This window comes from Spirillospora sp. NPDC048824, from assembly GCF_043198455.1.
GTDB lineage: Bacteria > Actinomycetota > Actinomycetes > Streptosporangiales > Streptosporangiaceae > Spirillospora.
The window spans coordinates 1-25,864 of the sequence record NZ_JBICUS010000011.1; the positions used below are offsets into that span (position 1 = coordinate 1).

A 25,864-nucleotide genomic window follows, 5' to 3' on the forward strand; every position below is an offset into this window, starting at 1 on the left:
AAGTAGACGCCGCCGTTGTCGTCGACCTGGCGGGCCAGGGCTTCGCTCTGGGCGGCGCCGGAGATGATGCCGAGCTGGTCGCGCAGCCATTGCACCGCCGACCCCGTCACCGCGATCGACCCCTCCAGCGCGTACACGGGAGCATGGTCACCGAACTTGTAGCAGACGGTGGTGAGCATCCCCGCCTTCGACCTGACCAGCTCCTCACCGGTGTTGAGCAGGAGGAAGTTGCCGGTGCCGTAGGTGTTCTTGGCCTCGCCGGGCGCGAAGCACACCTGCCCGACCGTCGCGGCCTGCTGGTCGCCGAGGATCCCCGTGAGCGGGACCTCGCCGCCGAGCGGGCCGTCCGCGCGGGTCGTCCCGTACGGCTCGGGCGCGGAGGACGGCTTGATCTGCGGCAGCATCCGGCGCGGGATGCCGAAGAACGACAGCAGCTGGTCGTCCCAGTCGAGGGTCTCCAGGTCCATGAGCATGGTGCGGCTGGCGTTGGTCGGGTCGGTGACGTGCACGCCGCCGTCCGTCCCGCCCGTGAGGTTCCACAGCACCCACGTGTCGATGTTGCCGAAGATCGCGTCGCCGTTCTCGGCGGCCTCGCGGACGCCCTCGACGTTCTCCAGGATCCACTGGACCTTGCCGCCCGAGAAGTACGTCGCGGGCGGCAGGCCGGCGCGGTGCCGGATCGTCTCGCCCCTGCCGTCCCGTTCGAGCGCGGAGGCGATGCGGTCGGTGCGGGTGTCCTGCCAGACGATCGCGTTGTAGTACGGGCGGCCGGTCCGCCTGTTCCACACCACCGTCGTCTCGCGCTGGTTGGTGATGCCCAACGCGGCCAGATCGGTGTGGTCCAGGTTCGCCCGGTGCATCGCGGACTGGATGACGGCGCGGGTCCGTTCCCAGATCTCGGTGGGGTTGTGCTCCACCCAGCCCGCCTGCGGCAGGATCTGCTCGTGTTCGAGCTGATGGCGGGCGACCTCGTTGCCGCCGTGATCGAAGATCATGAAGCGGGTGCTCGTGGTGCCCTGGTCGAGCGCTCCGACGAAGTCGGCCATGCGTGGGTTCTCCCTTCAACCGGCGGGGCGGCCCCGTCAGGAAACGTCGTACTCCGGCTTGGGCTCGGTGACCTCGGTGCCCTCCTCCTCGTCGGGGATGTTGCGCCCGACGAGCAGGATGTAGAGACCGGCGCCGATCACGGCGCCGATGACCGGTGCGACGATCGGCACCCAGAAGTACAGGTTCCCGTACTGGTCGTCCCATGGGGTCTCGTAGCCCGTGAGGAACTGGACCAGCCGCGGACCGAGGTCGCGGGCCGGGTTGATCGCGTACCCGGCGGCGGAGCCGAACGCCATCCCGATCGCCACCACGATGAGCCCGATGATGAGCGGCGCCATGTTGGCCAGCGGCGGCGCGTTGCGCAGGTCGGTGAGGGCCAGCACGAGGAACAGCAGGATCGCGGTGCCGATCACCTGGTCCCTGAACGCCCCCCAGGTCCCGATCGGCAGGGTCCCGTTGCCGGGCATGGTGGAGAAGACGATGTGCGTCTTGTCCGTCAGGCCGGGGTCGAACTTCTGCAGGATCTCGCTGTAGTTCCACCGGACGATGAGCGCGCCGACGAAGGCCCCGAGCGTCTGGGCGATGGAGTACGGGAGCACCTTGCGCCAGGGGAAGCCCTTGAAGACCGCGAGGGCGACCGTGACGGCGGGATTGATGTGCCCGCCGCTGATGCGGGCGGACACGTACACGCCCAGCGTCACGCCGATGCCCCAGGCCCAGGCGATGCTGTCGTGGTCGCCGAGGCTCTGGGGGTCTCCGAGCCCGCTCCCCGCGATGACCTGGGCGACGACGCCCACGCCGAACAGGATCAGGATCATCGTGCCGGCGAACTCCGCGGCCATCTCCCTGGCGAGCTCGGGGACCTTCGGCCCTCGCGTCATCTCTCCTCCTCAGGGGTGTGTGACGTAAGGCACAGTCGCCGCGAACGTATGTTCGTCGGACAAAACGGGTCAACCACCACATGATGACAATGTCGGCACTCTGTACGGTCCATCACCACCCCCGGCGGAACGATCGCGAGCGTGATCTTCCCCAGGGAATACGCCCTTACACCGTCCGCTCGGCCCACCGTCCTCCAGCCCCCGCCCGCCACCATTCAAAGGACGAGCTCCGCTCGGCCCACCGTCCTCCAGCCCCCGCCCGCCACCGTTCAAAGGACGAGCTCCGCTCGGCCCACCGTCCTCCAGCCCCCGCCCGCCATCATCCGGTCGGCGAGGTCCGCTTGAGGATCGTCAGTGGCCTCGGAACGCCTCCTCCAGCCACCAGGCCGGCCGGGCACGGGTGACCTTGGCGTCCACGACCATCGGGCGGTCGCGCGGGCCCGCCAGCCAGTCGGCCACCGCCGCCAGGTCCTCGCGCCGCCGGACGGTCGCAGACGCGCAGCCGAAACCGCGGCCGATCGCGGCCAGATCCGCCGGCGGGAACGTGACCGTGTCGAGCGGGTGCCCGCCCGGGCCGAAGTGGTGCACCTCCGCCCCGTACGCCTCGTCGTCGTAGACGACCACGAGCAGGCCCAGCGCGAGCCGGACGGCGGTCTCCAGCTCCGCGACCGACATCAGCGCGCCGCCGTCGCCGAGCGCGGCGACGGTCAGCCGGTCGGGACGGGCCACCGCCGCGCCGATCGCGGTGGCGAGGCCGAGCCCGATCGACTGGAACGCCTGGGTGAACACGAGCGCGTCCGCGTCGGGAACGTCCAGGAACATCGCCGGGTAGCCCATGAAATTGCCGGAGTCGACGGCGACGGTGCGTTCGCCCGGCAGCATCCCGTCCAGGGCGATGGACAGTGTCCGCGGGTCGATCCGCGGCCCGTCGGCGCCGTCCTTGCCGTCGCGGTGCTCCTCGTAGGGGACGTCCTGCCAGCGTCCCTCCCGCGCGAGCCGTTCGGCCACCTCCGGTGTGCGGTAGCCGGAGGCGGCGTGGCCGCGCGCGTCCAGCTCGGCGGTGACGGCCCGCGCGGTCTCGGCGGCGTCGCCGATGAGGCCGAGGTCGACGGGATGGTGCGCGCCGAGCGCCCGGGCGTCCACGTCGACCTGCACGACCTTCGCGCCCCGGGCGATGAGGGCGCCGTGCCGGGTCGTCCACATGTTCAGCGAGCAGCCCCAGCCGACGACCAGGTCGGCGCCGCGGATCAGGTCGGCGGCGGCGGGGGTGGCGAAACCGCCGCTGACATCGAGGGCGAACGGGTCACCGGCGAACAGGCCGCGCGCGACGGCGGACGTCGCGGGCAGCGCACCGCAGCGCCCGGCCAGCTCGGCGAGGGCCTCGCGGGCCGCCGACAGCCGCGCGCCCCGCCCGGCGATGAACACCGGCCGCTCCGCGGCCTGCAGCGCGTCGGCCAGCCGGGCGATCGCGGCCGGCGGCGGCACCGGCAGCGGCGCCACCCTCGGCCGCTCCCCGGCGGGCGGGCGCTCCTCGGCGCGGTCCGGATGCTCGGCCGCCTGGATGTCCAGCGGCAGGCCGAGCAGCACCGTCCGGCGCTCGGCGACCGCCGTGCGGCACGCGCGGGCCACGTCGGCCAGCGCCGTCCGCGGGGAGTGGACCCGCTCGGGGACGGCCCCGACCGCCGCGGCGATGGCCGCCTGGTCGACGCGGAAGTTGGAGCGGACCGCGGCCGCGGCCACCTCGCCCGCGACCACCAGCAGCGGAGTGCGGCTCTTGGCCGCCTCGGCGATGCCGGTGACCGCGTTGGTGAGGCCGGGCCCCTGGTGGAGCGACACCACGCCGAGGCCGCCGCTCACCCGCGCGTACGCGTCGGCCATCGTGGCGGCCCCGGCCTCGTGCCGCGCGGCGACGAACCGGGCGCCGTTCGCGACGAGCGCGTTGGTGACGTGGAAGTTGCCGCTGCCGACGACCCCGAAGACGGTGTCGGCGCCGAGCCGCGTGAGCGCCTCCCCCACGGCCTCCGCGACGTTCATCCTTCGATCAGCGCGAGCACGCGGGCGGGGCTGCCCGAGCCGCCGACGATCGGCAGCGGCGAGGCGAGCAGCACGGCGCCGCGGGCGGGGAGCCGGTCGAGGTTCTGCAGCTGGGTGAGCCCGTACTTGCCGGCGCCGAGGAAGTAGGAGTGGCACGGGAACGGCGGGTCGAAGGCGTGGGCGCCGCCCGCGTCGGTGCCGACGGTCTCCACGCCGAGCCCGATGACGGGGGTCTCCTCGGCGAGCCACCGCGCGCACTCGGCCGAGATCCCCGGCGTGTGCGGGCCGTTCTCGTCGGCGTTGAGGAAGGTGTCCTGGTCGCCGGACCGCGCGTCCCAGCCCGTCCGGTAGAGGAGCCAGCCGCCGTCCGGGAGCGGCCCGTGCGTCTTCTCCCAGTCGCGGACGTGATCGATCTCCAGCAGGAAGTCGGGGTCGCCGGCGGCCCGCACGGACGCGTCCAGCACGACGGCCGGGGCGACCAGCCTGCCGGGCGGCACCTGCGAGACGTCCTCGCCGTCGCGGCCGGAGGCCCAGTGCACGGGCGCGTCGAAGTGGGTGCCGACGTGCTCGCCGGTGACGATGTCGTTCCAGTACCAGGCGGGCCCGCGGTCGTCGTACCGGCTGATCTCCTCCAGCCGGAACGGGACGGTGTTGGCGAACGGCTCCGGCAGCCGGAGGATCGGCGTCCGCTCCGACAGCGGAGCGGTCAGGTCGACGATCTCCACCGAGCCGTCGGCGACGGCGGTGAGCAACTGGTTGAGCACGGACATCGGTCCTCCGGCGGCGCGGGGGCGGCTGACGGTCGCGGGGTGTCATGAACGTATCGCAGATGCGCCTGTTCGGAGGGTCACCCCGGCCAGGCCGCATGCCCATTGTTCATGCTCACGTCCGGGTCCGGATTTCGTTGCATGACCACATGGACGCAGCGTCGCCGCGCGGTCACCATCGGGGCGGAACCCCGGTCGACACCGCCCCCACGGAGGCCCGCATGCGCCGAAGGCCCTGGACGCTCACGCTCACCGCAGCCGCCCTGACGGCCGCCCTGGCCGTCCCCCTCGGACACGCCGCTCCCCCCGCACACGCCGCCCTCCCCGCACACGCCGCCCTGACTCCGCCGCCGCCCGCACCGCCGTCCGCCGCCGTCACGGGACACCGGGCCGGCTTCGATCCGCTGGTCCCCTCGCCCGACCCGGTCGAACTGCGCGAGGCGTACCGCCCTCTCTCGGTGACCTACACATTCGAGGGCCAGAAGCGCACGCTGGACGACTACCTCGCCCGCACGGGAACGCAGGGCTTCGTCGTCCTGGACGGCAGCGACATAGTCTTCGAGCGCTACGTCGCCTCCGGCGAGGACAGCCTCTTCCAGTCGTGGTCGATGGCGAAGTCGTTCACGTCGGCGGCCGTCGGCATCGCGCTCGGCGAGGGCTTCATCGACTCGATCGACGACCCCGTCACCCGCTACGTCCCCCGCCTGGCGGGCTCGGGGTTCGACGGCGTCTCGCTGCGGGACCTGCTGCGGATGTCGTCGGGCATCGACTGGGACGAGACGTCCGACGTCCCCTTCGTGCATGTCGCCGCGAGCCTCGGGTATCCGCTCACCGAGCTGGCCCGGCAGCAGAAGCGCGGCTGGGAGCCGGGGACGAGGTTCGAGTACACGAGCATGAACACGTTCGTCCTCGCCTGGGTCGTCGCCGAAGCGACCGGGGTCCCGTACCACTCCTACGTCCAGGAGAAGATCTGGGGGCCGGCCGGGATGGCGTCCAAGGCCTACCTCGGCAACGACTCCAACGGCAACAGCATGGGGTACTGCTGCTACTACGCCACCGACCGCGACTTCGCGCGGTTCGGCCTCCTGTACCTGAACGGCGGGAAGGCCGACGGGCGGCAGGTCGTCCCGGCCTCGTGGGTGACGGAGTCGACGCGTCCGTCGGCGCCGTTCAACCAGGGGTACGGCCTGCAGTGGTGGCTCGGCGAGGACGGCGGCTTCTCCGCCAACGGCCTCGGCGGCCAGCAGATCTGGGTCTCGCCCCGGTACGACGTCGTCATCGTCAAGTCGACGCTCTTCACCGTTCTCGGCGCGGACGAGACGGACGCCGCGTTCGAGGCGGTCGCCGCCGAGGTCGCGCGGACGCGCACGGCCCGGCCGGCCTCGGCGCACTGACCGCCCGGCCGCGGGGGCGGCGTCCGCTCCGCCGCCCCCGCGGCCGGGAACAACCCGGGCGTCTCCGGCGGTTAGGCTTACCTAAGTGTGATCCACATCATCGGGAGGAACCGCATGGCGACGGAACCGGCGCGCAAGGGACGCAGGCTCAACCGGGGGACGGTACTGCGCACCGAACGCCTCACCCCGCACATGATCCGCGTGGTCATCGGCGGTGAGGACCTCACCGGTTTCGGCGCGGGCGAGTTCACCGACCACTACGTGAAGCTGCAGTTCCCGCGGCCGGGCGTTGACTATCCCGAGCCGTTCGACTTGGAGCGGGTCCGCGCGGAGCTGCCGCGTGAGCAGTGGCCCGCCACCCGGACCTACACCGTCCGGGCGTGGGACGCCGAGGCGGTGGAGCTGACCATCGACTTCGTCCACCACGGCGACAAGGGCCTCGCGGGCCCGTGGGCGGCGGGCGTCCGGCCGGGCGAGGAGATCCTGTTCACGGGGCCGGGCGGCGCCTACGCGCCCCGCCCCGACGCCGGCTGGCACCTGCTCGCCGGGGACGAGAGCGCGCTGCCGGCGATCGCCGCCTCGCTGGAGCGGATCCCGGAGGGCGCCCCCGCCCGCGTGTTCATCGAGGTCGCCGGGCCCGAGGAGGAGCAGGAGCTGCCCACTCCGGGGGACGCGGACGTCGTGTGGCTGCACCGGGGCGGCGGGCAGGTCGGGGACCTGCTGGTCGAGGCGGTCGAGAAACTGGAGTTCCCCGACGGGGAGGTGCACGCGTTCGTCCACGGCGAGGCGAACTTCGTCAAGGCGCTGCGGCGGCATCTGCGGGTGGAGCGCGGTCTGCCGATGGAGCGGCTGTCGATCTCCGGGTACTGGCGGCGCGGCCGCGACGAGGACGGCTGGCAGACGACGAAGGGCGACTGGAACCGCCGGGTCGAGGAAGAGGAGGCGCAGGCGCTCGCCTGATCCCGCCCTGAGCCGCTCCCGAGGCGGCCGGGTCAGGCGGTGGCCTGTTCGGGCTCCTCGGTCCCGTCGGCGTCGGGTCCGCCGTCGGCGGTGAAGCCGGGGAGCCAGCGCTCGACCTCGGCTCGGAACGCGCCTTCGGCCTCAAGCTGGCACAGCACCCCGCCGCATCCGGTCAGGGCGCGGCTGACGGCCAGGTACTGGGGCGGCAGCCGGAACTGGCGGGCGAGCGCGCCGGGGCGCATGTCGGAGGCGACGCCGAGGCCGTGCGCGGTCTGCTCGCGCATCCACTCGCGGGAGTACCGGAAGCGCTCCACGGCGAACGGGGCGGCGTGCGGCCCGATGAAGTCGGCGACCTCCTCGGCGTCGACGTCGGCGTCCGGCACCAGGAACCCCTCCTCGTGGAGGGCCTCGACGATCTCGTCGGGGTCGCCGAGCGTCCCGATGCGGGTCAGCCGCCCGATCGACCACTGCAGCTCGGCCGGGACGCGGGCGGCGCCGCCGAAGTCCATGACGCCGAGCCGGCCGTCGTCCAGCAGCCGGAAGTTGCCCGGGTGCGGATCGATGTGGATCATCTCGCAGCGGGACGGCCCGGAGAGCAGGAAGCGGAACAGCAGCAGGCCGGCGCGGTCGCGGCGCTCCTGGTCGCCCTCGGCGATGACCTTGGCGAGCGGTGTGCCGCCCAGCCATTCGGTGACCAGCACGTTGCCCGACTGGGTGACGACGGCGGGGACGACGTAGTCGGGGTCGCCGGCGTAGGCGTCGTGGAAGGCGGTCTGGGCGCGGGCCTCGTCGACGTAGTCGAGTTCCTTCTCCAGCCGCCGCTTGAGGTCGGCGATGACGGGCTTGACCTCGACGCCGGGGAACAGCGGCGTGAAGAGCCTGCTGACGCGGGAGATCTGGTTGAAGTCGCTCATCAGCGCCCGGGCGGCGCCGGGATACTGGACTTTGACCGCGACGGTCCGCCCGTCGTGCCAGACGGCCTTGTGGACCTGGCCGATGGACGCCGCGGCGGCCGGCCTGTCGTCGAACTCGGTGAACTTCTCGCGCCAGTCGTCGCCCAGGCCCTCGGCGAGGACGCGGTGGGTGGTGGCGGCGGGCATCGGGGGCGCGGCCTCCTGGAGCCGCGTCAGGCTGGCGCGGAACGGCCCGGCGACCTCCTCGGGCAGCCCGGCCTCGAAGATCGACAGCAGCTGCCCGACCTTCATGGCGCCGCCCTTGAGCTCGCCGAGCACCGCGAACAGCTGCTCGGCGGTGCGGCGCTGGACCTCCAGAGCGACGGCCTCGGCGGGGCGCCCGATCGTCCGCTTCCCGAATCCGAGGGCGGTGCGCCCGGCGAAGCCGAGCGGCAGGGTCGCCAGCTTGGCGGTCCGCGTCACCGCGCGGCGGGGAATGTCGCTCACGGCCTGACCGTCCCTTGTCCGACGATAGGTCTGATGACTGAAGCCTCTCATGGCGAGGGAACGCCACCAAATGGTCATTCCCTGTCAAAGAGTTCAGCGTTCAGGCGGGCCCGGAGATTCCCCGGCCGTTCCGCCGGCGCCCGGCGGGACGCCCGCGCACGGGCGCAGCAGCAGCTCGACGACCTCCAGGGCCTGGTCGATCTCCGGCCGGTTCCCGCCCAGGTAGTGCGCGTACATGAACGAGTCGGAGAGCCGGACGATCGCCTGCGCGAGGGTCCGGGTCGGCAGCGGGACGCGCATCTCGCCGCGGTCGATCTCGGCCTGCAGCTCCTTGGTCAGCAGCTCTGTGGCGCGGTCCTCGATGGTGCCCGGCATGGTGGCCAGCCGGATGAACAGCCGGGGTTCGCGTTCGGTGAAGGCCTTGAGCGGCTCGGCCTCCACCACTGCGTGCATGAACCGGTCGAGGAGCATGAGGATACGGTCCGGGCCGGCGCCGCCCACGCCGCGCGCGGCGAAGCGGTAGGTGCGCTCGGTCATCTCGCCGAGGACCGCGCCGAGGAGCTGTTCACGGCTGCCCACCCACCGGTACAGGGTCGCGCGTCCGACGCCCAGCTCAGCGGCCAGCGCCGACATGTCGATCGGCTCTCCGCGCAGGTAGTGCGCGGACGCCGCGTCGAGCGCGGCGGCGGGCCCCGGCGGCCGGGCGGACGGCCCGCGCGGACGCCGGGCGGGGACGTCCGGGGGAACGGGGATACCGCTCATCCGCACAGCATGGCACAGCGCACATCCGGCCCCGCACATGGCTCCTCGCGGTCGAAAGACTACCGGGGGTGATCAGGGGTAGCTAGCAGATGTGAAAGAGAGACATGGGGGTGCCGGACGCAAGGGCCGGCTGCTGATCATCGGTGGGGCGGAGAACCGGACCTGCGGGTCCGGGGCGCTGGAGACCTTCGTCGAGCTGTCGGGCGGCGAGGACGCGCGGGTCGTGGTCGTGACGACGGCGACCGAGGTACCGGAGGAGGTCGCCGAGGAGTACACCGCCGTGTTCGGCCGGCTCGGGGTGTCGTCGGTCCGGGAACTGCGGCTGCTGGGCCGGGCCGCGGCCGACGGCGCCGCGACGCTGCGGGCGCTGGACGCGGCGACGGGGGTGCTGTTCAGCGGCGGCGACCAGTCCCGGATCCGGACCCTGGTGGGTTCCAAGACCAACGAGCTGCTCAAGCGGCGGCTCGACCAGGAGGGCCTGGTCATCGCGGGGACCAGCGCGGGCGCGACCGCCATGGGCCACTGGATGATCCTCGGCGGCCACGGCCACGAGGTCGCCGCGTCCAGCGTGAAGGTCGGCCCGGGGCTCGCGCTGCTCGACAACGTGCTGATCGACATGCATTTCAACGAGCGGGGGCGGCTGCCGAGGCTGATGAGCGGGATAGCGCTCGACACCCGGCTGCTGGGCGTGGGGATCGACGAGGACACGGCGATCGTGGTGGGCGACGGCCGTTTCGACGTCGTCGGGACGGGGGTGGTCACGGTCGTGGACGCCGGGCAGTCCACCGTCGCCTATGCCGCCTCCGACGACGAGCCGATGGCGATGTTCGACGTGTCGCTGCATCTGCTGCCGGCCGGCTGCGCGTTCCAGATGAACGACAAGCTTCCGGAGATCGGCAACATGCGCGGCCCGGCGGAGGAGGAGTAGCGGTGCGCCTCGACCATGTGCGCCGCCTGAGCGGCCCGAACGTCTATCTGTCGCGTCCCGTCGCGATCGCCCGGCTCGACCTGCAGGGCCTCACCGGACACGAGACCACCGACCATCCCGGGTTCGCCGGGCGGCTGCTGGAGGCGCTGCCGGGCCTGGCGACGCACCACTGCTCGGCGGGCCGGCCCGGGGGCCTGCTGGACGCGATGGCGCGCGGCACCTATTTCGGCCATGTCACCGAGCACGTCACGCTGGAGCTGTCCGGGCTCATCGGCCGCGAGGTGTTCTTCGGGCGCACCGTCCGCGCGGGCGGTCCCGGCGACTACGACGTGATCCTGGAGTGCCCGCGGGACGAGCCGGCCGGCAGCACGGTGGTGGAGCAGCTGATCACGCTCGCCGTACGGGCCGTCACGGGGGCGCTCGCCGGGCGGGTGCCCGACCCGTCCGCCGACCTGGCCCGCGTCGCCGCCGAGCACGAGAGCGGGCGGCTCGGCGTGAGCACCGCGGCGCTGGGCCGGGCGGCGCGGCGCCGGGGCGTGCCGGTCCGCCGCGTCGGCGACCTGAACCTGCTGCGCCTCGGGTACGGGCGGTACCGCCGGACCGTGTGGGCGGCGATGACCGACGGCACGTCCGCGATCGGGATGGAGCTGGCGGGCGACAAGCGGCTCGCGCACCGGGTGCTCGCCGACGCGGGCCTGCCCGTCCCCGCGGGGCGGGTCGCGGCGTCGCCGGCGGAGGCACTCGAGGCGCTGCGCGACATCGGCGGGCCCGTGGTGGTCAAGCCGCTGGCCGGGCACCAGGGGGAGGGCGTCCACATCGAGCTGACCAGCGCGCCGGAGGTCGTGGCCGCGTTCGCGTCCGCGGCCGGGGACGACGGCGAGGTCCTCGTGGAGTCCTACATCCCGGGCCGGGACTACCGGGTCCTGGTCGTCGGCGGACGGGTCGCGGCGGCGGCGGAGCTGACCGCCGCGTGCGTCACCGGCGACGGGGCCGCCACCGTCGCCGGTCTGGTGGAGCGGGTCAACGCCGACCCGGCGCGCGGCGAGGGCCACGACCGGCCGCTGACCCGGCTGGTGCTCGGCCCCACCGAGCGGGCGCTGCTGGCGCGGCAGGGCCACGGGCCCGGATCCGTGCCCGCCGCCGGGGAGCGGGTGTGGCTGCGCCGCAACGCGAACCTGTCCACCGGCGGCACCAGCCGCGACGTGACCGGCGGCGTGCACGCCGACGTCGCGGAGATGTGCGTGCGGGCCGCCGCGACCGTCGGCATGGACGTGTGCGGGATCGACCTGCGGCTGCCCGACATCGGGTGCCCGCCGCCCGCCGACCGCGGCGCCGCCGGGATCCTGGAGGTCAACGCCGCCCCGGGCCTGCGCATGCACCTCGCGCCGCACGAGGGGGCGGGGCGGGACGTCGCCGGCGACATCATCGACCTGATGTATCCGCCGGGGACGCCGTCGCGGGTCCCGGTCGTGTCGGTGACGGGCACCAACGGCAAGACCACCACCGTCCGGATGATCGCGCACATGCTGGAGCTGGACGGCCGGCGGACCGGCATGACCGGCACCGAGGGCGTGTACGTGGGGCGGCGGCTCGTCCACCTGTCCGACGCGTCCGGCCCGCGTTCCGCGGAGATGGTGCTGGGCGACCGCTCGGTGGAGGCGGCCGTGCTGGAGACCGCGCGGGGCGGGATCGTGCGGCGCGGCCTCGGCTACGAACGCGCCGATGTCGCCGTCGTCACCAACATCACCCGCGACCATCTCGGCACGGACGGCACCGAGGACATCGACGACCTGGCCGACATCAAGGCGCTGGTCGCCGAGGAGATCAAGCGCGGCGGGCATCTCGTCCTCAACGCCGCGGACCCGCCGACGGCGGCGCTGGCGGCGCGTCCCGCGGTCCGGCGCCGCGACCCGGTGCTGCGCTACTTCTCGCTCGCCCCGGACGAGCCCGTCCTCGTGGAGCATCTGCGGGACGGCGGCATGGGCTACTACGTGCACCACGGCTGGCTGACCGAGGCGCGCGGCGACCGCCGGACCCGGATCCTGCCCGCGGACGAGGTCGCGGGCTCGTTCGGCGGGCACGCCGCCCATGTCGTCGCCGACGCGCTCGCCGCGGCGGCCGCCGCCCGCGCGCTCCACGTCCCGGTGGACGTGCTCGCACGCGCGCTGCGCACGTTCGACCCGCACACCCGCAATCCCGGGCGGGGTTGCGTGTACCAGGTCGGCGACAATCCCGTCGTGGTCGACTACGCGCACAACCCGGCGGCGGTCGCGGCGATGGGCGCGTTCGTCGAGCGGCGCTGGGGCGCCGGGGGCGTCGCCGCGGTCACCCTGCCGGGCGACCGGCCCGACGAGCTGGTGACCGAGACCGCGCGGGCCGTGTCCGGGACGTTCGGGCGCGTCGTCGTCTACGAGGACGAGGACCTGCGCGGCCGCCGCTCGGGCGAGATGACCCGCCTGATCGTCCAGGGGCTGCGGGAGGGCCGCCCGGACGTGCGGCACCATCCGGCGGGCGACCTGAAGGGGGCGGTGACGTCGGCGCTGGACATGGCGGAGCCGGGCGAACCCGTCCTGCTGCTGTACGAGAAGCTGCAGCCGGTCACCGAGCTGCTCGACACGCTGGGGGCGCGGCCGGGCGGCTGAGCGCCGGACCCGCCGTCGGCCGGGCGCCGGACCCGCCGCTAGGCGATGGGCAGGCCGGCGTAGTTCTCCGCCAGCGACGTCGCGGCGGCCTCGGACGAGACCACGTAGTCCAGGTGGGAGCGCTGAAGCCGCCGCTCGTAGTCGCTCGCGGCCGGGTCGGTGTGCAGCAGGTGCGTCATCCAGTACGAAAAGTGCTCGGCCCGCCACACGCGGCGCAGGCACGCGTCGGAGTAGCCGTCGAGCAGCGTCCGCGACCCCGACGCGTACCGCTCGGCGAACGCCCGCGCCAGGACGATCACGTCGGAGACGGCGAGGTTGAGGCCCTTCGCCCCGGTCGGCGGGACGATGTGCGCGGCGTCCCCGGCGAGGAACAGCCGGTCGTGGCGCATCGGCTCCGCCACGAAGCTGCGCATCGGCGTGATCGACCTGTCGGTGATCGGGCCCTCGTGCAGCTTCCACCCGTCGTCGGTCGCGAACCGCGCCGCCAGCTCGTCCCAGATGCGGGCGTCGGACCACCCGGCGAGGTCCTCGTCCGGGGGCACCTGCAGGTACAGGCGGCTGACCTTGGGCGAGCGGAGGCTGTGCAGCGCGAAGCCGCGGTCGTGGTTGGCGTAGATCAGCTCCTCGGTGGACGGGGCGACGTCGGCGAGGATCCCCAGCCAGGCGAACGGGTAGTCGCGGGAGAACGTCCGCAGTCCCGGCACCGCCGGGCGGCTGACGCCGTGGAAGCCGTCGCAGCCGGCGATGTACTCGCAGTCGAGGGTGTGCGTCTCGCCGCCGCTGCGGAACGTCACGCTCGGCGCGGACGCGTCCAGCGCGACGACCTCCGCCTCGAAACGCACGTCGCCGCCGTCCGCGAGGCGCCTGGCGACGAGGTCCTTGACGATCTCGGTCTGCGCGTAGACGGTCACCGTGCGGCCGGTCAGGTCGGTCAGCGGGATGCGGTGGCCCGCGCCGCCGAACCGCAGCTCCAGCCCGTGGTGGACGAGGCCCTCCCGGTCGAGCCGCTCGCCGGCGCCGCTCTCGCGCAGCACGTCGGTCGTGCCCTGCTCCAGCATCCCGGCCCGCTGCCGATGCTCCACATAGTCGCGGTCCCGGCTCTCCAGGACCACCGAGTCGATCCCCTGCAGGTGGAGCAGGTGGGACAGCAGCAGCCCCGCGGGACCGCCGCCGATGATCGCGACCTGGGTACGCATCGAGCCTCCTCGTCGTCGGTTGACCCAGCGATGCTCGCGCGCATCGCCGCAGGTTCAGGCGCCGGTGTTCCGCTCAGCGGAAAACATGTCGGGATGTCCGCCCCAGTGCGCCGCCACGTCCCGGGACAGCGCCCGCACCGCCGTCGTCAGCGGCGGCAGCAGCCGCCGCAGGTCGGCGCCGCGTGTGCCAGCCACCAGCGACATCGCCGCGACCACGTCCCCGGCCCCGTCGCGCACCGGGGCGCCGACGGACGACGCGCCCAGCGTCATCTCGTCGCGGGTCAGCGCGTAGCCGGCGCGGCGGACCCGCTCCAGGCCGCGCCGCAGCTCCTCCGGGTCGGTGATGGAGCGCACGGCGTGCCGGGCCAGCTCCCCGGCCAGGACCTTCTCCCTGACCTCCGGCGGGGCGTAGGCCAGCAGCACCTTCCCGACGCCGGTGGTGTGCAGCGGGAGCATCGCGCCGACCTGCGTCACGACCGGCACCGACCGCGTCCCGCGCAGCCGCTCGACGATCAGGACGTGGTCGTCGCGCAGCACGCCGAGCTGGACGTTGTCGTGGGTCGCCTCGTACAGGTCCTCCATGTGCGGGAGCGCCAGCTCGCGCAGGCCCATGACCGCCGGGGCCTGGCTCCCGATCCGCCAGAGCCGGGTCCCGATGCGGTACGTGCCGTCCGGCACCCGCTCCAGGAAGCCGCCCTCGGCGAGCTCGCCGACGAGGCGGTGCCCGGTCGCCAGGGGCAGGCCGGAGCGGCGGCAGATCTCGCTCAGGTTGAGGCGGACACCGCCCTGCGCGAACGCGTTCAGGATGGCCATCACCTTGCCGGCCACACTGACCGGCCGCGCACCGCCCGCGCCGCCGCCCGCCGCCCTGCGACCTCCCATGTGAGCCCCTCCGCCCGGGCTCGTGCCCGTCACTCCTGCTCGGTGAGTACCCGCTGGGCGACGGCGAACGCCGAGTTCGCTGCGGGCACCCCACAATAGATCGCCGTCTGCAGGAGCACCTCCTTGATCTCGTCGCGCGTCAGCCCGTTGCGGAGCGCGGCCCGCACGTGCATCGCCAGTTCCTCCAGATGGCCGCCCGCGACCATCGCGGTCAGGGTGATGCAGCTGCGGGTCCTGCGGTCCAGGCCGGGCCGGCTCCAGATCTCCCCCCACGCGTACCGGGTGATCATGTCCTGGAAGTCGGAGGTGAAGTCGTCCTTGCCGGCCTCGGCGCGGTCGACGTGGGCGTCGCCGAGGACCTCCCGGCGGGTCTTCATGCCCTGCGCGTGCCGCCCGGCGCCGGTGGTCTCCTCGCCGGTGGTCTCCTGGCTCATCGGCCGGTTCCCTTCCATGTGCGGTCCAGATGCGCGGTGATCGCGTCCGTGACCGGACCCGGCCGTTCGACGCCGGCGAGATGCCCGGCGCCGTCGACGACGGTCAGGCGCGCGTCCGGGATGCCCTCGGCCAGCCGGTCCGCGTGGCCGCCGGGCGGTGTCGGCCCGTCCTGCGCCCCGGCGATCACCAGGGTCGGGGCGGAGACGCCGCCGAGCCGCCCGGTCGCGTCGAACCGCGCCAGGGCGTCGCAGCACGCCGCGTACCCCTCGGGGTCGGTCGCGCGGAGCATCGCCACGTACGGTTCCGCGCCGGTGAAGGCGGGGGTGAACCAGCGTCCCGCCGCCGTCTCGGCCACCGGCCCGACGCCGTCGCGGCGGACGAGGGCCGCCCGCTCGCGCCAGGGCCCCGAATCGCCGAAGCGGGGGGACGTGCAGCACAGGACGAGGCTCCCGACGCGGTCCGGGGCGCGGAGCGCGAGGGCCGTGCCGACGGCGCCGCCGAGGGACACGCCCGCGTAGGCGGCGCGGGCGACGCCGAGGTCGTCCAGCAGGGCGACGATCCCGCCCGCGAGGTCCTCGACGGTGAACGGTCCGTCCGGCGGCGGGGCGGCGCCGTGGCCGGGCAGGTCGTAGCGCAGGACCCGCCAGGAGCGGGTCAGCGCGGGCAGCTGCGGCAGCCACAGGTCCATGGACGTCCCGAGGGACGGGCCGAGGACGACGACGGGCGCGTCCGCCGGGCCGTCCAGGCGGTGGTGCGGCGGTGTTCCGCCCGGTCCTGAAGGCGCGGTCACGCGCGGCTCCTCCGGTAGGCGTCGAGGGCCCGGCCGACGAGGGCGGCGGCGGCGCCGGGCCCCGGATCGCCGCCGAGCACGTCCAGCAGATCATCGAGGCCGGCCCGCATCGGCTCCGCCGACACCTCCAGGCCGTCGAGCAGTTCGGCGGCCGTCTCCGCGGCGCCGCCGGTGAGGCGGAGGCATTCGCGCAGCGGCTGCCACTCGGCGTGCCACTCCCCCGCCGGCCGCTCGTGCGGCGCCGCCTGCGCGGCGAGCAGTATCTGCACCTGCGCGGGGACCTGCAGCGCGGCCGAGCGGATCAGGGTGGACAGCGCCGGGTTGCGCTTGTGCGGCATGGACGACGAGCCGCCTCTGCCCGCCCCGGCGGCCTCGGCGACCTCGGCGACCTCGCTCTGCGACAGCAGCCACACGTCCGTGGCGATCTTGCCGAGCGCCCCGGCGGTCAGCGCCAGCGCCGCCGCCAGGTCAACGACCGGCGTGCGGCGGGTGTGCCACGGCAGGATCGGGCGGGCCAGCCCCGTCTCCTCCGCGAACGCCGCGACCACGTCGAGGGCCCGGTCGCCGAAGGCGTCCAGGGTTCCGGCCGGGCCGCCGAGCTGCGCCGGCAGCTCCACCGCCGCCAGCCGCTCGCGGGCCTCCAGGCAGCCCATCAGCCAGTTCGCGGCCTTCGCGCCGAACGTCGTCGGCAGCGCCTGCCGGCCGAGCGTGCGGGCCGCCATCGGGGTGTCGCGGTACCGCGCCGCGAGCCCGGCCAGCGCGTCCAGTGCCCGGTCGAGATGGGCGAGGACGACGCGCCTGGTCCGGGCCGCGACGAGCATGGCGCCGGTGTCGGCGATGTCCTGGCTGGTGGCGCCCTTGTGGACGTGCGCACCGGCCGGTCCGGCGAGGACCCGCAGGTCCGCGACCAGCGGCACGACGGGGTTGCCGGAGCCGCGCGCCCGGCGGGCCACGTCCACCAGGTCGAACCGGCCCGCGTCGGCGGCGGCGCCGATCGCCTCGGCCGCGTCCCCGGGGACGATCCCGAGGCGGGCCTGCGCCCGGGCGAGGGCGGCCTCGGCGTCCAGCATCGCCGTCAGGTAGGCCAGGTCGCCCGTCGCGGCCTCCGCCGCCGTCCCCGCGCGGACGGGCGACAGCAGGCCCGCGTCCGGCGACACGGCGTCCGGCGCCGGCGCACCGGGCGCCGGGCCGCGTTCGTCAGAAACCAAGGAAGACCGTCTCCCGCTCCCCCTGCAGGTGGATGTCGAAACGGTACCCGCGCTCCCCTTCGCGTTCGGCGATCAGGGTCGCGCGCCGCCCGGCCGGGACCGCGCCGAGGAGCGGGTCGGCGGCGTGGGCGGGCTCGTCCTCGGGGAAGTACAGCCGGGTGAAGACGGGCTTGAGCAGGCCGCGGGCGAACACCAGGACGGCGATGTAGGGCGCGGCCCCGCCGACCGCGCCGGGCTTGACGGTGGTGAACCAGTAGCCGCCGTCCCCGTCGGTGGCGCAGCGGCCGAACCCGGAGAAGTCGTGCCCGTTCCGGACGATGCCGCCCGGCCGCCGCGGGATCTCGCCCGCCTCGTCGGCCTGCCAGATCTCCAGCAGCGCGTCCGGCACCGGCTCGCCCGCGCCGTCCAGGACCCGCCCGCGCACGTCGATCGCGTCCGGCCGCCAGCCCGGCACGACCTGCGGGCCGGCCTCGTACGGCAGGGCGTAGCCGAAGAACGGGCCGACGGTCTGCGACGGCGTGCACCCGGAGCCGCCGTTCTGGGACGAGATGCTCATCAGGCCTCCATCGGGGTGTCGCCGAGGACGATGTCCCACTGGTAGCCGAGCGCCCACTCCGGCTCGGTGGTGTCCATGTCGAACCGGGAGATCAGCTTCTCCCGGTCCCGCTCGTCCGGGATCGACTGGAAGATCGGGTCGAAGGCGAACAGCGGGTCGCCCGGGAAGTACATCTGGGTGATGAGCCGCTGCGTGAACGCCGTCCCGAACACCGAGAAGTGGATGTGCGCGGGCCGCCAGGCGTTGTGGTGGTTGCGCCACGGATACGCGCCCGGCTTGATCGTGACGAACCGGTAGCGGCCGTCGTCGCCGGTGAGGCACCGGCCGGCGCCGGTGAAGTTCGGGTCGAGCGGCGCCGGGTGGATGTCGCCGAGGTGGGCGTACCGCCCCGCCGCGTTCGCCTGCCAGACCTCGACCAGCGCGCCCCGCACCGGGCGGCCGGCGCCGTCGAGCACCCGGCCGGTCACGATGATCCGCTCGCCGAGCGGCTCGCCGGGATGCTGGACGGTGAGGTCCTCGTCCAGCCGGCCGAGCTCCTGGTGCCCGAAGACCGGCGAGGTCAGCTCCACGCTGTCCGGGCCGAGCTTCGGCATGATCAGTTCCTGTGCGGGGGCCCGGAGCACGGTGCTCTTGTAGCCCGGGGACAGGTACGGGGGGTGCGTCATGCGCTGTTCCCTTCTGCCGCGACGCGCTCGACCGGCTCCGCCGTCCGCCGCTCGGTCAGTTGCGGGCCGGTCGCCGCGCGGATCTCCTCCGCGCTGACGCCGGGGGCGGTCTCGACGAGCACGAGGCCGCCGGCGGTGACGTCCAGGACGCCGAGGTCGGTGATGATCTGGTCGACGCACTCCCTGCCGGTCAGCGGCAGCGTGCACTCGTCGAGGATCTTGGGCTCGCCGTCGCGGGTGGTGTGGCTCATCACGACGATCAGCTTGCGGGCGCCGTGCACGAGGTCCATCGCCCCGCCCATCCCCTTGATCATCTTGCCGGGGACGGACCAGTTGGCCAGGTCGCCGCGCGCCGAGACCTGCATGGCGCCGAGGACCGCGATGTCGATGTGGCCGCCGCGGATCATGCCGAACGACAGCGACGAGTCGAAGCACGCCGCGCCGGGCAGCGCGGTCACCGTCTCCTTGCCCGCGTTGATCAGGTCGGGGTCGACCTCGTCCTCGGTGGGGTACGGGCCGACGCCGAGGACGCCGTTCTCGGCGTGCAGCGTCACGTGCCGGCCCTCCGGCATGAAGTCCGGGATCAGCGTGGGCAGGCCGATGCCGAGGTTGACGTAGGCGCCGTCGGGCAGCTCGGCCGCGGCGCGGGCGGCGATCTCGTTCCTTGACCAGGCCATCAGCCGTCCCCTTCCCCGCCGGCGTCGTCGCGGACCGTCCGCAGCTCGATGGGCTTGTCGGCGGCCTGCTCCGGCGTCAGCTCCAGCACGCGCTGCACGAACACGCCCGGCAGGTGCACGGCGTCGGGGTCGATCTCGCCGGGTTCGACGAGCCGCTCGACCTCGGCGAGGGTGACGCGGCCGGCCATGGCGGCCAGCGGGTTGAAGTTGCGGGCGGCCTTGTCGAACACGAGGTTGCCGTGCCGGTCGCCGAGCGCCGCGCGGACGAGGGCGAAGTCGGTGGTGATGCTCTCCTCCAGCACGTACTCCCGGCCGCCGAACTCGCGGACCTCTTTGGCGGGCGAGGCGACCGCGACCGTGCCGTCCGGCGCGTACCGCCACGGAAGCCCGCCGTCGGCGACCATCGTGCCGACGCCGGCGGGGGTGAAGAACGCCGGGATGCCGGCGCCGCCCGCGCGCAGCCGCTCGGCGAGCGTGCCCTGCGGCATCAGCTCGACCTCGATCTCACCCGCGAGGTACTGGCGGGCGAACTCCTTGTTCGCCCCGACGTAGGAGCCCATGGCGCGGGCGATGCGGCCCGCCGCCAGCAGCTGCCCGAGTCCCCGGCCGTCCAGTCCGCAGTTGTTCGAGACGATTTTCAGGTCCGACGCGCCGCGCTCGTGCAGGGCGCCGATCAGAACGGTGGGAACCCCGCAGAGCCCGAACCCGCCGACGGCCAGCGATGACCCGTCGCCGATGCCGGCGACGGCCTCCGCCGCCGACGCCACGACCTTGTCCATGTGCCTCCCATTCCCACTCGGCGGACGGCACCCGCGCCGCCGCCGACCACCATGGCAGCACACGGCGCCCGCGGCACATCCGGGTTTCCGCAGAGTGGAAGATCAGGGGGCTGATCAGAGGTGCTCGGCGAGCCCGAACAGCGGGAACAGGCTCGTGTCGAAGAACGCCGAGACGTGCGCGACGCCGTCCTCGGTGACGCTCAGGACCTGGAGCTGGTAGGCGCGGTGGACGCCGTCCTCGCCGCGCATGTAGAGGCCGAACGCGGGTTGCGCGTTCGCGGAGGCCGGCACCATCCGGATGTCGCCCGGGGCGGGGGCGCACTGGGTGCGGATGAGCCGCACGACGATGTCGGCGCCGACGAACCACTGGAGGTGCGGCGGCATCTCCCAGATGACGTCCTTCTTGAACAGCTCGATCAGCCCGGTGATGTCGGCGTCCTCGAACGCCTTCGCGTAGCGTTCGAGGAGGTCGCGCTGGGCCGGGTCGGTCGGCTCGACCAGCTCGTCCCGCGCCGGGGCGTGCTCGTCCAGCTGCGCCCGCGCCCGCTGCAGCGCGCTGTTGACCGCGGCGGTCGAGGTGTCCAGCAGCTCGGCGACCTCCGCGGCACGCCACTTCAGGACGTCCCGCAGGATCAGCACGACCCGCTGCTTGGCGGGCAGGTGCTGCAGCGCCGCGACGAACGCCAGCCGGGTGCTCTCCCGGGCGGCGACGATCGTGGCGGGGTCGGCGGCGTCCGCGCCGAGCACGGTGTCCGGTGCGGGCTCCAGCCAGGGCACCTCGGGCGAGGCCACGACGGGCCGCTCCGGCTCGTCGCTCGGCGCGCCCAGCCCGGACGGCATCGGCCGGTTGCCGCGCTGGTCGATCGCCGTGAGGCACACGTTCGTGGCGATCCGGTACAGCCACGTCCGCAGCGACGAGCGCCCCTCGAAGTTGCCGTAGGAGCGCCATGCCCGCAGGTAGGTCTCCTGCACGAGGTCTTCGGCGTCGTGGATGGAGCCGAGCATCCGGTAGCAGTGCGCCAGCAGCTCCCGCCGGTACGGATCGGCGAGTTCCTGGAAGTCCCGGTCTGTTTCTATGGTGCTGTTCCCCATGGCGGTCGTCACCTTCGTCCGGCGTCGTCACTGGGACGGGCGCCGCCGACGGGCCCCGTCGTCCCCGACCGTAGGCGAGCCCACCGACAGAATGCGCAACCCCCACATCCTACGCCCCCGCCCGGCGGCGGGGTGGCCGGACGGGCCGGGAGCCGGGCCCCCTCGGGGGTGCTCACCTGCATCTTCGCCGTCAGGCCAGGAGGGAGCCGAGGTGGCGGCGGGCCTCCTGCGCGCCGTCCCGGTTCCCGGTCTTCCGGCAGACGACGGCCGCCTGCGCCAGGTACTCCCGCGCCTCCCCCGGCCGGGAGAGGGCGAGGGCGGTCCTCCCGAGGAGCAGCAGGCTCAGGCCGCGCCCCCACCGGTCGCCGATGTCGGTCTGGATCTCCAGGGCGGTGACCGCGTGCCGGCGCGCCTCCCGGTGGTCCCCGGCGTCGGCGTGCGCGCGGGCGATGTGGTCGAGGGTGTCGGCCGTCCCGCGGCGGTCGCCGATCTCGTAGCGGATGACCAGGGCCTGCCGGCCGTAGTCCAGCGCCCTGCCGAGGTCGCCGCGCCGCCGCATGAGGCGGGCCTTCGTGTTCAGGCTCTCGCCCTCCCCGTGCCGGTCGCCGATCTCGCGACGGAGCGCCAGCGCCCGGGTGACGAGCCCGAGGGCCTCCGGGAAGCGCCCGGCGTTGCGGTGGATGCGGGCGAGCAGGTCGAGGATCTCGCCCTCCCCGTACGGGTCGGCGGTCTCCCGGCGGATCCGCAGTGCCGCCAGGCCGGCGGCGAGGGCGGCGTCCTCGTCCCCGAGGCGCCAGCGGGCGTGGGCGAGGGTGTCGAGGCTGTCGGCCTCGCCGCGCCGGTCGCCGATCTCGCGGTGCAGCGCCAGCGCCTGCTCGGCGAGCCCGACGGCGAGCTCGTTGCGGCCCAGCCTGCGGTGGTTGCGGGACAGGGCGTCGAGGCTCTCGGCCTGGCCCCGCCGGTCGCCGGTCCCGGTACGGATGCGCAGCGCGATCCCGGCGTGCCGCAGTCCTTTTCGGTACCGGGCGAGAGAGTGGTAGATCAGCGCGAGGCCGTCGTGGGCCTCGCCCTCGGCGTCGAGGTCCCCGATCTCCCGCAGGATCGCGATGGCCTTGCGGGCGTGCTTGACGGCGGCCCGTAGCGCGCTCCGGCGGCGGCAGACGTCGGCGAGCATGGTGCGGGTCCGGCCCTCCGCGGCGAGGTCGCCGATGGCCCGCTCGATGCGCAGCGCGTGCTTGAGGGCCCGCTGTGCGGCGGGGTACTCGGCCCGCCGGCAGCGGACGCGCCCGATGGCCTCCAGGGTCTCCGCCTCGCCGTAGCGGTCGCCCGTCTCGCGCTGGATGGTGTGCGCCTCGGCGAGGTGCCGGAGGGCGCCGTCGTGGTCGCCCAGCTCCCCTTGGAGCCGGCCGATGAGCGTGAGGGCCTCCGCCTCGCCGGTCCGGTCGTCCATGTCCCGCTTGGCCTCCAGCACCCTGCGGGCCGTGCGCAGCGCCCGGGCGTACTCGGTCTGCCTGCGGTCGATGTGCGCGAGGGTGAGCAGGTCGTCGGTCTCGCCGGGCCGGTCGCCGGTCCGCCGGCAGATCTCCAGCGACTCCTGGGCGCATGCGCGGGCCTCGGCGTAGCGGCCGGTGCGCGAGTGGGTGCGGGCGAGGACGTAGAGGGCGTGGCCGGCGCCGGCGAGGTCGCCGATCTCCCGCTGGGCGGCGAGGGCCTCCTCGGCGCGGGCGCGCGCCTCGTCGTAGCGGCTCTGGTGCCACCGGACGAGCGCGATCTTGGCGAGGCTCTCGGCGATGCCGCGGCGGTCGCCGATCTCCCGCCGGATCCGCAGGGACTCGGCGGCGTGCTCGGCGGCCTCGCGGTAGCGGCCGGTGCGGATGCCGACGCGGGCGAAGACGTCCAGCGTCACGCCCTGGCCCGGCCGGTCGCCGGTCTCCCGTTGGAGCCGCAGCGCCTCGCCCGCGTGTTTCAGCGCCGCCTTGTGGTCGCCCATCCTGCACTGGATCCGGGCGATGGTGGCGAGGCTCTCCCCGTGGCCGATCCGCTCGCCGCCGCCGGCGCCGGCCCGGGCGCCGATGGCGAGCGCGGCGCGGGCGTGGGCGAGGGCGTCGCCGTACCGGCCGGCGCTGCGTTCGATCTCGGCGAGGTTGTTCAGCGTCCTGCCGAGCCCGTGGCCGTCCTTCAACGCGCGCTGGAGGGCCATGGCGCTCTCGGCGTCCCGGCGGGCGGCGGCGTGCCGCCCGAGCCGCCGTTCCACCGTGGCGATGAGGTTGAGCACCGAGGCCACGCCGTGCTCGTCCCCGATCCGCCTCCGGATGGCGAGGGCGTGCTGCGCGTGCCGGATGGCCTCCTCGTACCGTCCCGCGTCGTGGCGGAACGCGGCGATGGTGGACAGCGACTCCGCCTCCCCGTACAGGTCGCCGAGGTCCCGGCTGATCCGCAGTGCGCGGCGGGCTCCGTCCATCGCCCCCGGCCGGTCGCCGAACGTCTGCAGCACCCGCGCCCGGCTGATCAGGCTCCTCGCCAGTCCGGCGAGGTCGCCGATGTCCTCGCGGATGCGCACCGAGTCCTGCGCGCGGCTCAGCGCCTCCCGCAGCCGCCCGCTGCGGCGCAGGGTGCGGGACATGCCGTCGAGGACCTCGCCCTGGCCGCGCCGGTCCCCGAGGCGCTCGCGGACGGCGAGGGCCCGCTGCGCGTAGTGCAGGGCGCGGTCGGTGCGGCCGAGCCGGCGCAGGATCCTGGAGATCAGCTCCAGCGCGTCGGCCTCGCCGGCGCCGCAGCGCAGTTCGCGCTGGACGCGCAGTGACTCGCGGGCGTGGCGCAGGGCGGTGCGGTAATGCGCGAGCCTCCAGTGCACCTGCGCGATCTGCTCGAGTCCCTGGCCGACTCCGTGCCGGTCGCCCTCCAGGGTCAGGATCCACAGCGCGTGCTCACCGTACTCCAGGGCCTCCCGGTAGCGGCAGCACTGGCGTTCGACGCGCGAGCGGGTGCCCAGCGCCCAGCCGGCGAGACGGTGGTCGCCGAGCTCGGTGAAGATCTCGTATGCGGCCTTCGCGTCCTCGGCGGCTTCGGCGTGGTTTCCGCGGTCGCAGTGCACGACGGCCAGCTGGTCGAGCATCCGGGCCTCGCTGTGGCGGTCGCCGGCGGCGCGCGCCGCCGCCAGGCCGAGCCTGTGGACCTCCAGGTTGTCGGCGCCGTGCTTGTCGCGCCTCAGGAGCTGGAAAAGGGCGTCGGCGAACTGCCAGGCAGGCGCCGGCTCGCCCCGTCCGGCCGCCTGGCGGGCCATCGCGACCACCGCGGCCCGCTCCATCTCGAACCAGGCGAGGGACGACTCGGCCATGCGCGGAGAGACCGCCGCGGCGCCGGACGCCGGGCCGACGGCCTCGGGCGCGATCGCGGCCGCGGCCTCGCGGACCCGGGTCAGGTACCAGGCCAGCAGCCGCCGGGCGGCCGCGTCGGCCGCCGCGCCGTCCTCGCGGGCGAGGCGTTCGGCGGCGTACTCGCTCAGCAGCTCGTGGAGGCGGAACCGCCCCGCCGTCCCGGGTTCGACGAGGTGCTTGCGGACGAGGCCGCGCAGCAGCCGGCGCGCCTCCGCGACGGGGACGGCGAGCAGCGCGGCGAGGCTCTCGGCGCCGAAGTCGTAGCCGTGCAGCAGGCCGAGCATGCGGAAGACGCCCTGCTCGCGTGCGGTCAGGTTGTCGTAGGACAGGTCGAAGGCGGGGCGGATCGCAAGGCCCGCGTCACCGTCGAGGGCGAGGACGTCGAGCCGGCCTCCGCCGGTCAGCTCCTCCACCAGGGACGTCACGGAGTCGAAGGGCCCGGCCGCCGGCCCGGTCGTCGCGATCCGGATGGCCAGCGGCAGCCGGGCGCACGACTCGGCGAGGGCGGTGACCGCCTGCGGCTCCCGTTCGCTGCGTTCCCCGCCGAGCAGCCGTGCGGCGAGCCTCCAGGAGTCGGCGGTGGTGAGCGGCGCGACGGGGATGGAGGTCCCGCCGAACCGCGTGCCGAGCTCCTCCAGGCGGGTGCGGCCGGTCACCACGACCAGGCAGCCGCGGCCTCCCGGGACCAGCGGGACGATCTGCCGGGCGTCCGCCGCGTTGTCGAGGACGAGCAGGATGCGGCGGTCGGCGACGAGGGAGCGGAACAGCGCGGCGCGGCGCGCCTCGTCCGCCGGGATGTCGGAGGCCGCGAGGCCGAGGTCGCTGAGGAGCCGGAACAGGGCCGTGGCGGGCGACGCCGCGTTCGGGGACAGGCCGTGCAGGTCGAGGAAGAACTGGTCGCCGAAGTAGCCGGTGTTCTGGTGGGCCCAGTGCAGGACCAGCGAGGTCTTGCCGACGCCGGCCATGCCGTGGATCTGCAGGACGGCCGCCGAGTTGCTCTCCCCGGCGGAGGCGCGGGCGCCGTCCATGGCCGCGAGTTCCTCGTCGCGTCCGACGAAGTCGCCGGGAGCCGCGGGGAGCTGCCGGATGGGCGGCAGGAACCGGGGCGGGTGGTGGTGGACGACCTTGTCCCCGCCGACGATGTCGCCGTCGGCATGGACGGGGTCGTGGAAGTGCGCCGCCGCCCGGTCCGGCCGGGCGGGCCGCCGTCGCGCGAGGACCTGCGCACCGTCGCGGGGGATCTCACCGTCGCCTGCGTCGTCTCGCGTCATGGTCGGTACCGCCTCCCCTGTCAAGATCGGGGTCCTTTCCAGAAGAACCCCCGGGCGGGGCGGGCACAACGGTCCGTCCAATGCCCGTACAAGGCCGTACGCCGCGGTGTTTCCGCAGCGG

General features: G+C 74.3%; 21 protein-coding genes. 4 read left to right on the top strand and 17 right to left on the bottom strand.

The annotated features are described in order from the left end of the window. The 4 genes from glpK to ACGFIS_RS22220 all read right to left on the bottom strand — a co-directional run. Positions 1-1,046, bottom strand: a 1,046-nt coding sequence (gene glpK / locus ACGFIS_RS22205) for a glycerol kinase GlpK (RefSeq protein WP_392972326.1), incomplete at its 3' end; no start/stop codon positions are given. Positions 1,047-1,082: 36 nt separating this feature from the next. Beyond that, positions 1,083-1,928 (bottom strand): MIP/aquaporin family protein, encoded by an 846-nt coding sequence (locus tag ACGFIS_RS22210; RefSeq protein ID WP_392906699.1) that lies wholly within the window; start codon positions 1,926-1,928, stop codon positions 1,083-1,085. A gap of 351 nt (positions 1,929-2,279) precedes the next feature. Continuing rightward, positions 2,280-3,962 (bottom strand): thiamine pyrophosphate-binding protein, encoded by a 1,683-nt coding sequence (locus ACGFIS_RS22215; protein ID WP_392906700.1) that lies wholly within the window; start codon positions 3,960-3,962, stop codon positions 2,280-2,282. Further along, positions 3,959-4,732, bottom strand: a complete 774-nt coding sequence (locus ACGFIS_RS22220) for a cyclase family protein (RefSeq protein ID WP_392906702.1) — start codon at positions 4,730-4,732, stop codon at positions 3,959-3,961. The genes ACGFIS_RS22215 and ACGFIS_RS22220 overlap by 4 nt, the downstream gene beginning before the upstream one ends. 218 nt (positions 4,733-4,950) lie before the next feature. Between ACGFIS_RS22220 and ACGFIS_RS22225 the strand changes: the two genes are divergently transcribed. Both ACGFIS_RS22225 and ACGFIS_RS22230 read left to right on the top strand, forming a co-directional pair. After that, positions 4,951-6,123 (top strand): serine hydrolase domain-containing protein, encoded by a 1,173-nt coding sequence (locus tag ACGFIS_RS22225; protein WP_392906704.1) that lies wholly within the window; start codon positions 4,951-4,953, stop codon positions 6,121-6,123. A 114-nt stretch (positions 6,124-6,237) separates the two neighbouring features. Further along, entirely contained in the window at positions 6,238-7,083 is an 846-nt protein-coding gene (locus tag ACGFIS_RS22230; RefSeq protein ID WP_392906705.1) for a siderophore-interacting protein, read from the top strand. Positions 7,084-7,115: 32 nt separating this feature from the next. Here ACGFIS_RS22230 and ACGFIS_RS22235 read toward each other — a convergent pair whose 3' ends face one another. Together ACGFIS_RS22235 and ACGFIS_RS22240 are read right to left on the bottom strand one after the other, a co-directional pair. Beyond that, positions 7,116-8,483, bottom strand: a complete 1,368-nt coding sequence (locus tag ACGFIS_RS22235) for an ABC1 kinase family protein (protein ID WP_392972328.1) — start codon at positions 8,481-8,483, stop codon at positions 7,116-7,118. Positions 8,484-8,576: 93 nt separating this feature from the next. After that, positions 8,577-9,245 carry a QsdR family transcriptional regulator gene (locus tag ACGFIS_RS22240; RefSeq protein ID WP_392906707.1) on the bottom strand — a complete coding sequence of 223 codons (669 nt, stop codon included), beginning with the start codon at positions 9,243-9,245 and terminating at the stop codon, positions 8,577-8,579. 91 nt (positions 9,246-9,336) lie between these two features. Between ACGFIS_RS22240 and ACGFIS_RS22245 the strand changes: the two genes are divergently transcribed. Both ACGFIS_RS22245 and cphA read left to right on the top strand, forming a co-directional pair. Continuing rightward, positions 9,337-10,173, top strand: coding sequence for a cyanophycinase (locus ACGFIS_RS22245; protein ID WP_392906709.1), 837 nt, complete (start codon positions 9,337-9,339; stop codon positions 10,171-10,173). A gap of 2 nt (positions 10,174-10,175) precedes the next feature. Further along, positions 10,176-12,815 (top strand): cyanophycin synthetase, encoded by a 2,640-nt coding sequence (cphA, locus tag ACGFIS_RS22250; RefSeq protein ID WP_392906710.1) that lies wholly within the window; start codon positions 10,176-10,178, stop codon positions 12,813-12,815. 38 nt (positions 12,816-12,853) lie between these two features. Here cphA and ACGFIS_RS22255 read toward each other — a convergent pair whose 3' ends face one another. The 11 genes from ACGFIS_RS22255 to ACGFIS_RS22305 all read right to left on the bottom strand — a co-directional run bounded on the left by ACGFIS_RS22255 (position 12,854) and on the right by ACGFIS_RS22305 (position 25,743). Further along, positions 12,854-14,011 (bottom strand): 4-hydroxybenzoate 3-monooxygenase, encoded by a 1,158-nt coding sequence (locus ACGFIS_RS22255; protein WP_392906711.1) that lies wholly within the window; start codon positions 14,009-14,011, stop codon positions 12,854-12,856. A 54-nt stretch (positions 14,012-14,065) separates the two neighbouring features. Then, positions 14,066-14,893, bottom strand: a complete 828-nt coding sequence (locus ACGFIS_RS22260) for an IclR family transcriptional regulator (RefSeq protein ID WP_392906712.1) — start codon at positions 14,891-14,893, stop codon at positions 14,066-14,068. Between the two features lie 29 nt (positions 14,894-14,922). Beyond that, positions 14,923-15,327: a 4-carboxymuconolactone decarboxylase gene (gene pcaC / locus ACGFIS_RS22265; RefSeq protein ID WP_392906714.1), complete on the bottom strand. Its 405-nt coding sequence runs from the start codon at positions 15,325-15,327 to the stop codon at positions 14,923-14,925. After that, the gene (pcaD, locus tag ACGFIS_RS22270; RefSeq protein ID WP_392906715.1) at positions 15,324-16,118 is read right to left on the bottom strand and encodes a 3-oxoadipate enol-lactonase; all 795 of its coding nucleotides are present in this window, start codon (positions 16,116-16,118) and stop codon (positions 15,324-15,326) included. The genes pcaC and pcaD overlap by 4 nt, the downstream gene beginning before the upstream one ends. After that, positions 16,115-17,326 carry a 3-carboxy-cis,cis-muconate cycloisomerase gene (pcaB, locus tag ACGFIS_RS22275; RefSeq protein ID WP_392906717.1) on the bottom strand — a complete coding sequence of 404 codons (1,212 nt, stop codon included), beginning with the start codon at positions 17,324-17,326 and terminating at the stop codon, positions 16,115-16,117. Before pcaB ends, pcaD begins: the two co-directional genes overlap by 4 nt. Then, a complete protein-coding gene (gene pcaG, locus ACGFIS_RS22280) occupies positions 17,316-17,882 on the bottom strand; it encodes a protocatechuate 3,4-dioxygenase subunit alpha (protein ID WP_392906719.1) in 567 nt (188 codons plus the stop codon). The genes pcaB and pcaG overlap by 11 nt, the downstream gene beginning before the upstream one ends. Beyond that, complete coding sequence (gene pcaH, locus ACGFIS_RS22285; RefSeq protein WP_392972330.1) at positions 17,882-18,547, bottom strand: protocatechuate 3,4-dioxygenase subunit beta; 666 nt, start codon at positions 18,545-18,547, stop codon at positions 17,882-17,884. Before pcaH ends, pcaG begins: the two co-directional genes overlap by 1 nt. Beyond that, entirely contained in the window at positions 18,544-19,224 is a 681-nt protein-coding gene (locus ACGFIS_RS22290) for a CoA transferase subunit B (RefSeq protein WP_392906722.1), read from the bottom strand. The genes pcaH and ACGFIS_RS22290 overlap by 4 nt, the downstream gene beginning before the upstream one ends. After that, positions 19,224-20,003 carry a CoA transferase subunit A gene (locus ACGFIS_RS22295; protein ID WP_392906723.1) on the bottom strand — a complete coding sequence of 260 codons (780 nt, stop codon included), beginning with the start codon at positions 20,001-20,003 and terminating at the stop codon, positions 19,224-19,226. The genes ACGFIS_RS22290 and ACGFIS_RS22295 overlap by 1 nt, the downstream gene beginning before the upstream one ends. Positions 20,004-20,117: 114 nt before the next feature. Continuing rightward, positions 20,118-21,095, bottom strand: coding sequence for a sigma-70 family RNA polymerase sigma factor (locus tag ACGFIS_RS22300; protein ID WP_392906724.1), 978 nt, complete (start codon positions 21,093-21,095; stop codon positions 20,118-20,120). A 190-nt stretch (positions 21,096-21,285) separates the two neighbouring features. After that, on the bottom strand, positions 21,286-25,743 hold the full coding sequence (locus tag ACGFIS_RS22305; protein ID WP_392972332.1) for a tetratricopeptide repeat protein: 4,458 nt from the start codon (positions 25,741-25,743) through the stop codon (positions 21,286-21,288). Positions 25,744-25,864: the final 121 nt, after the last annotated feature.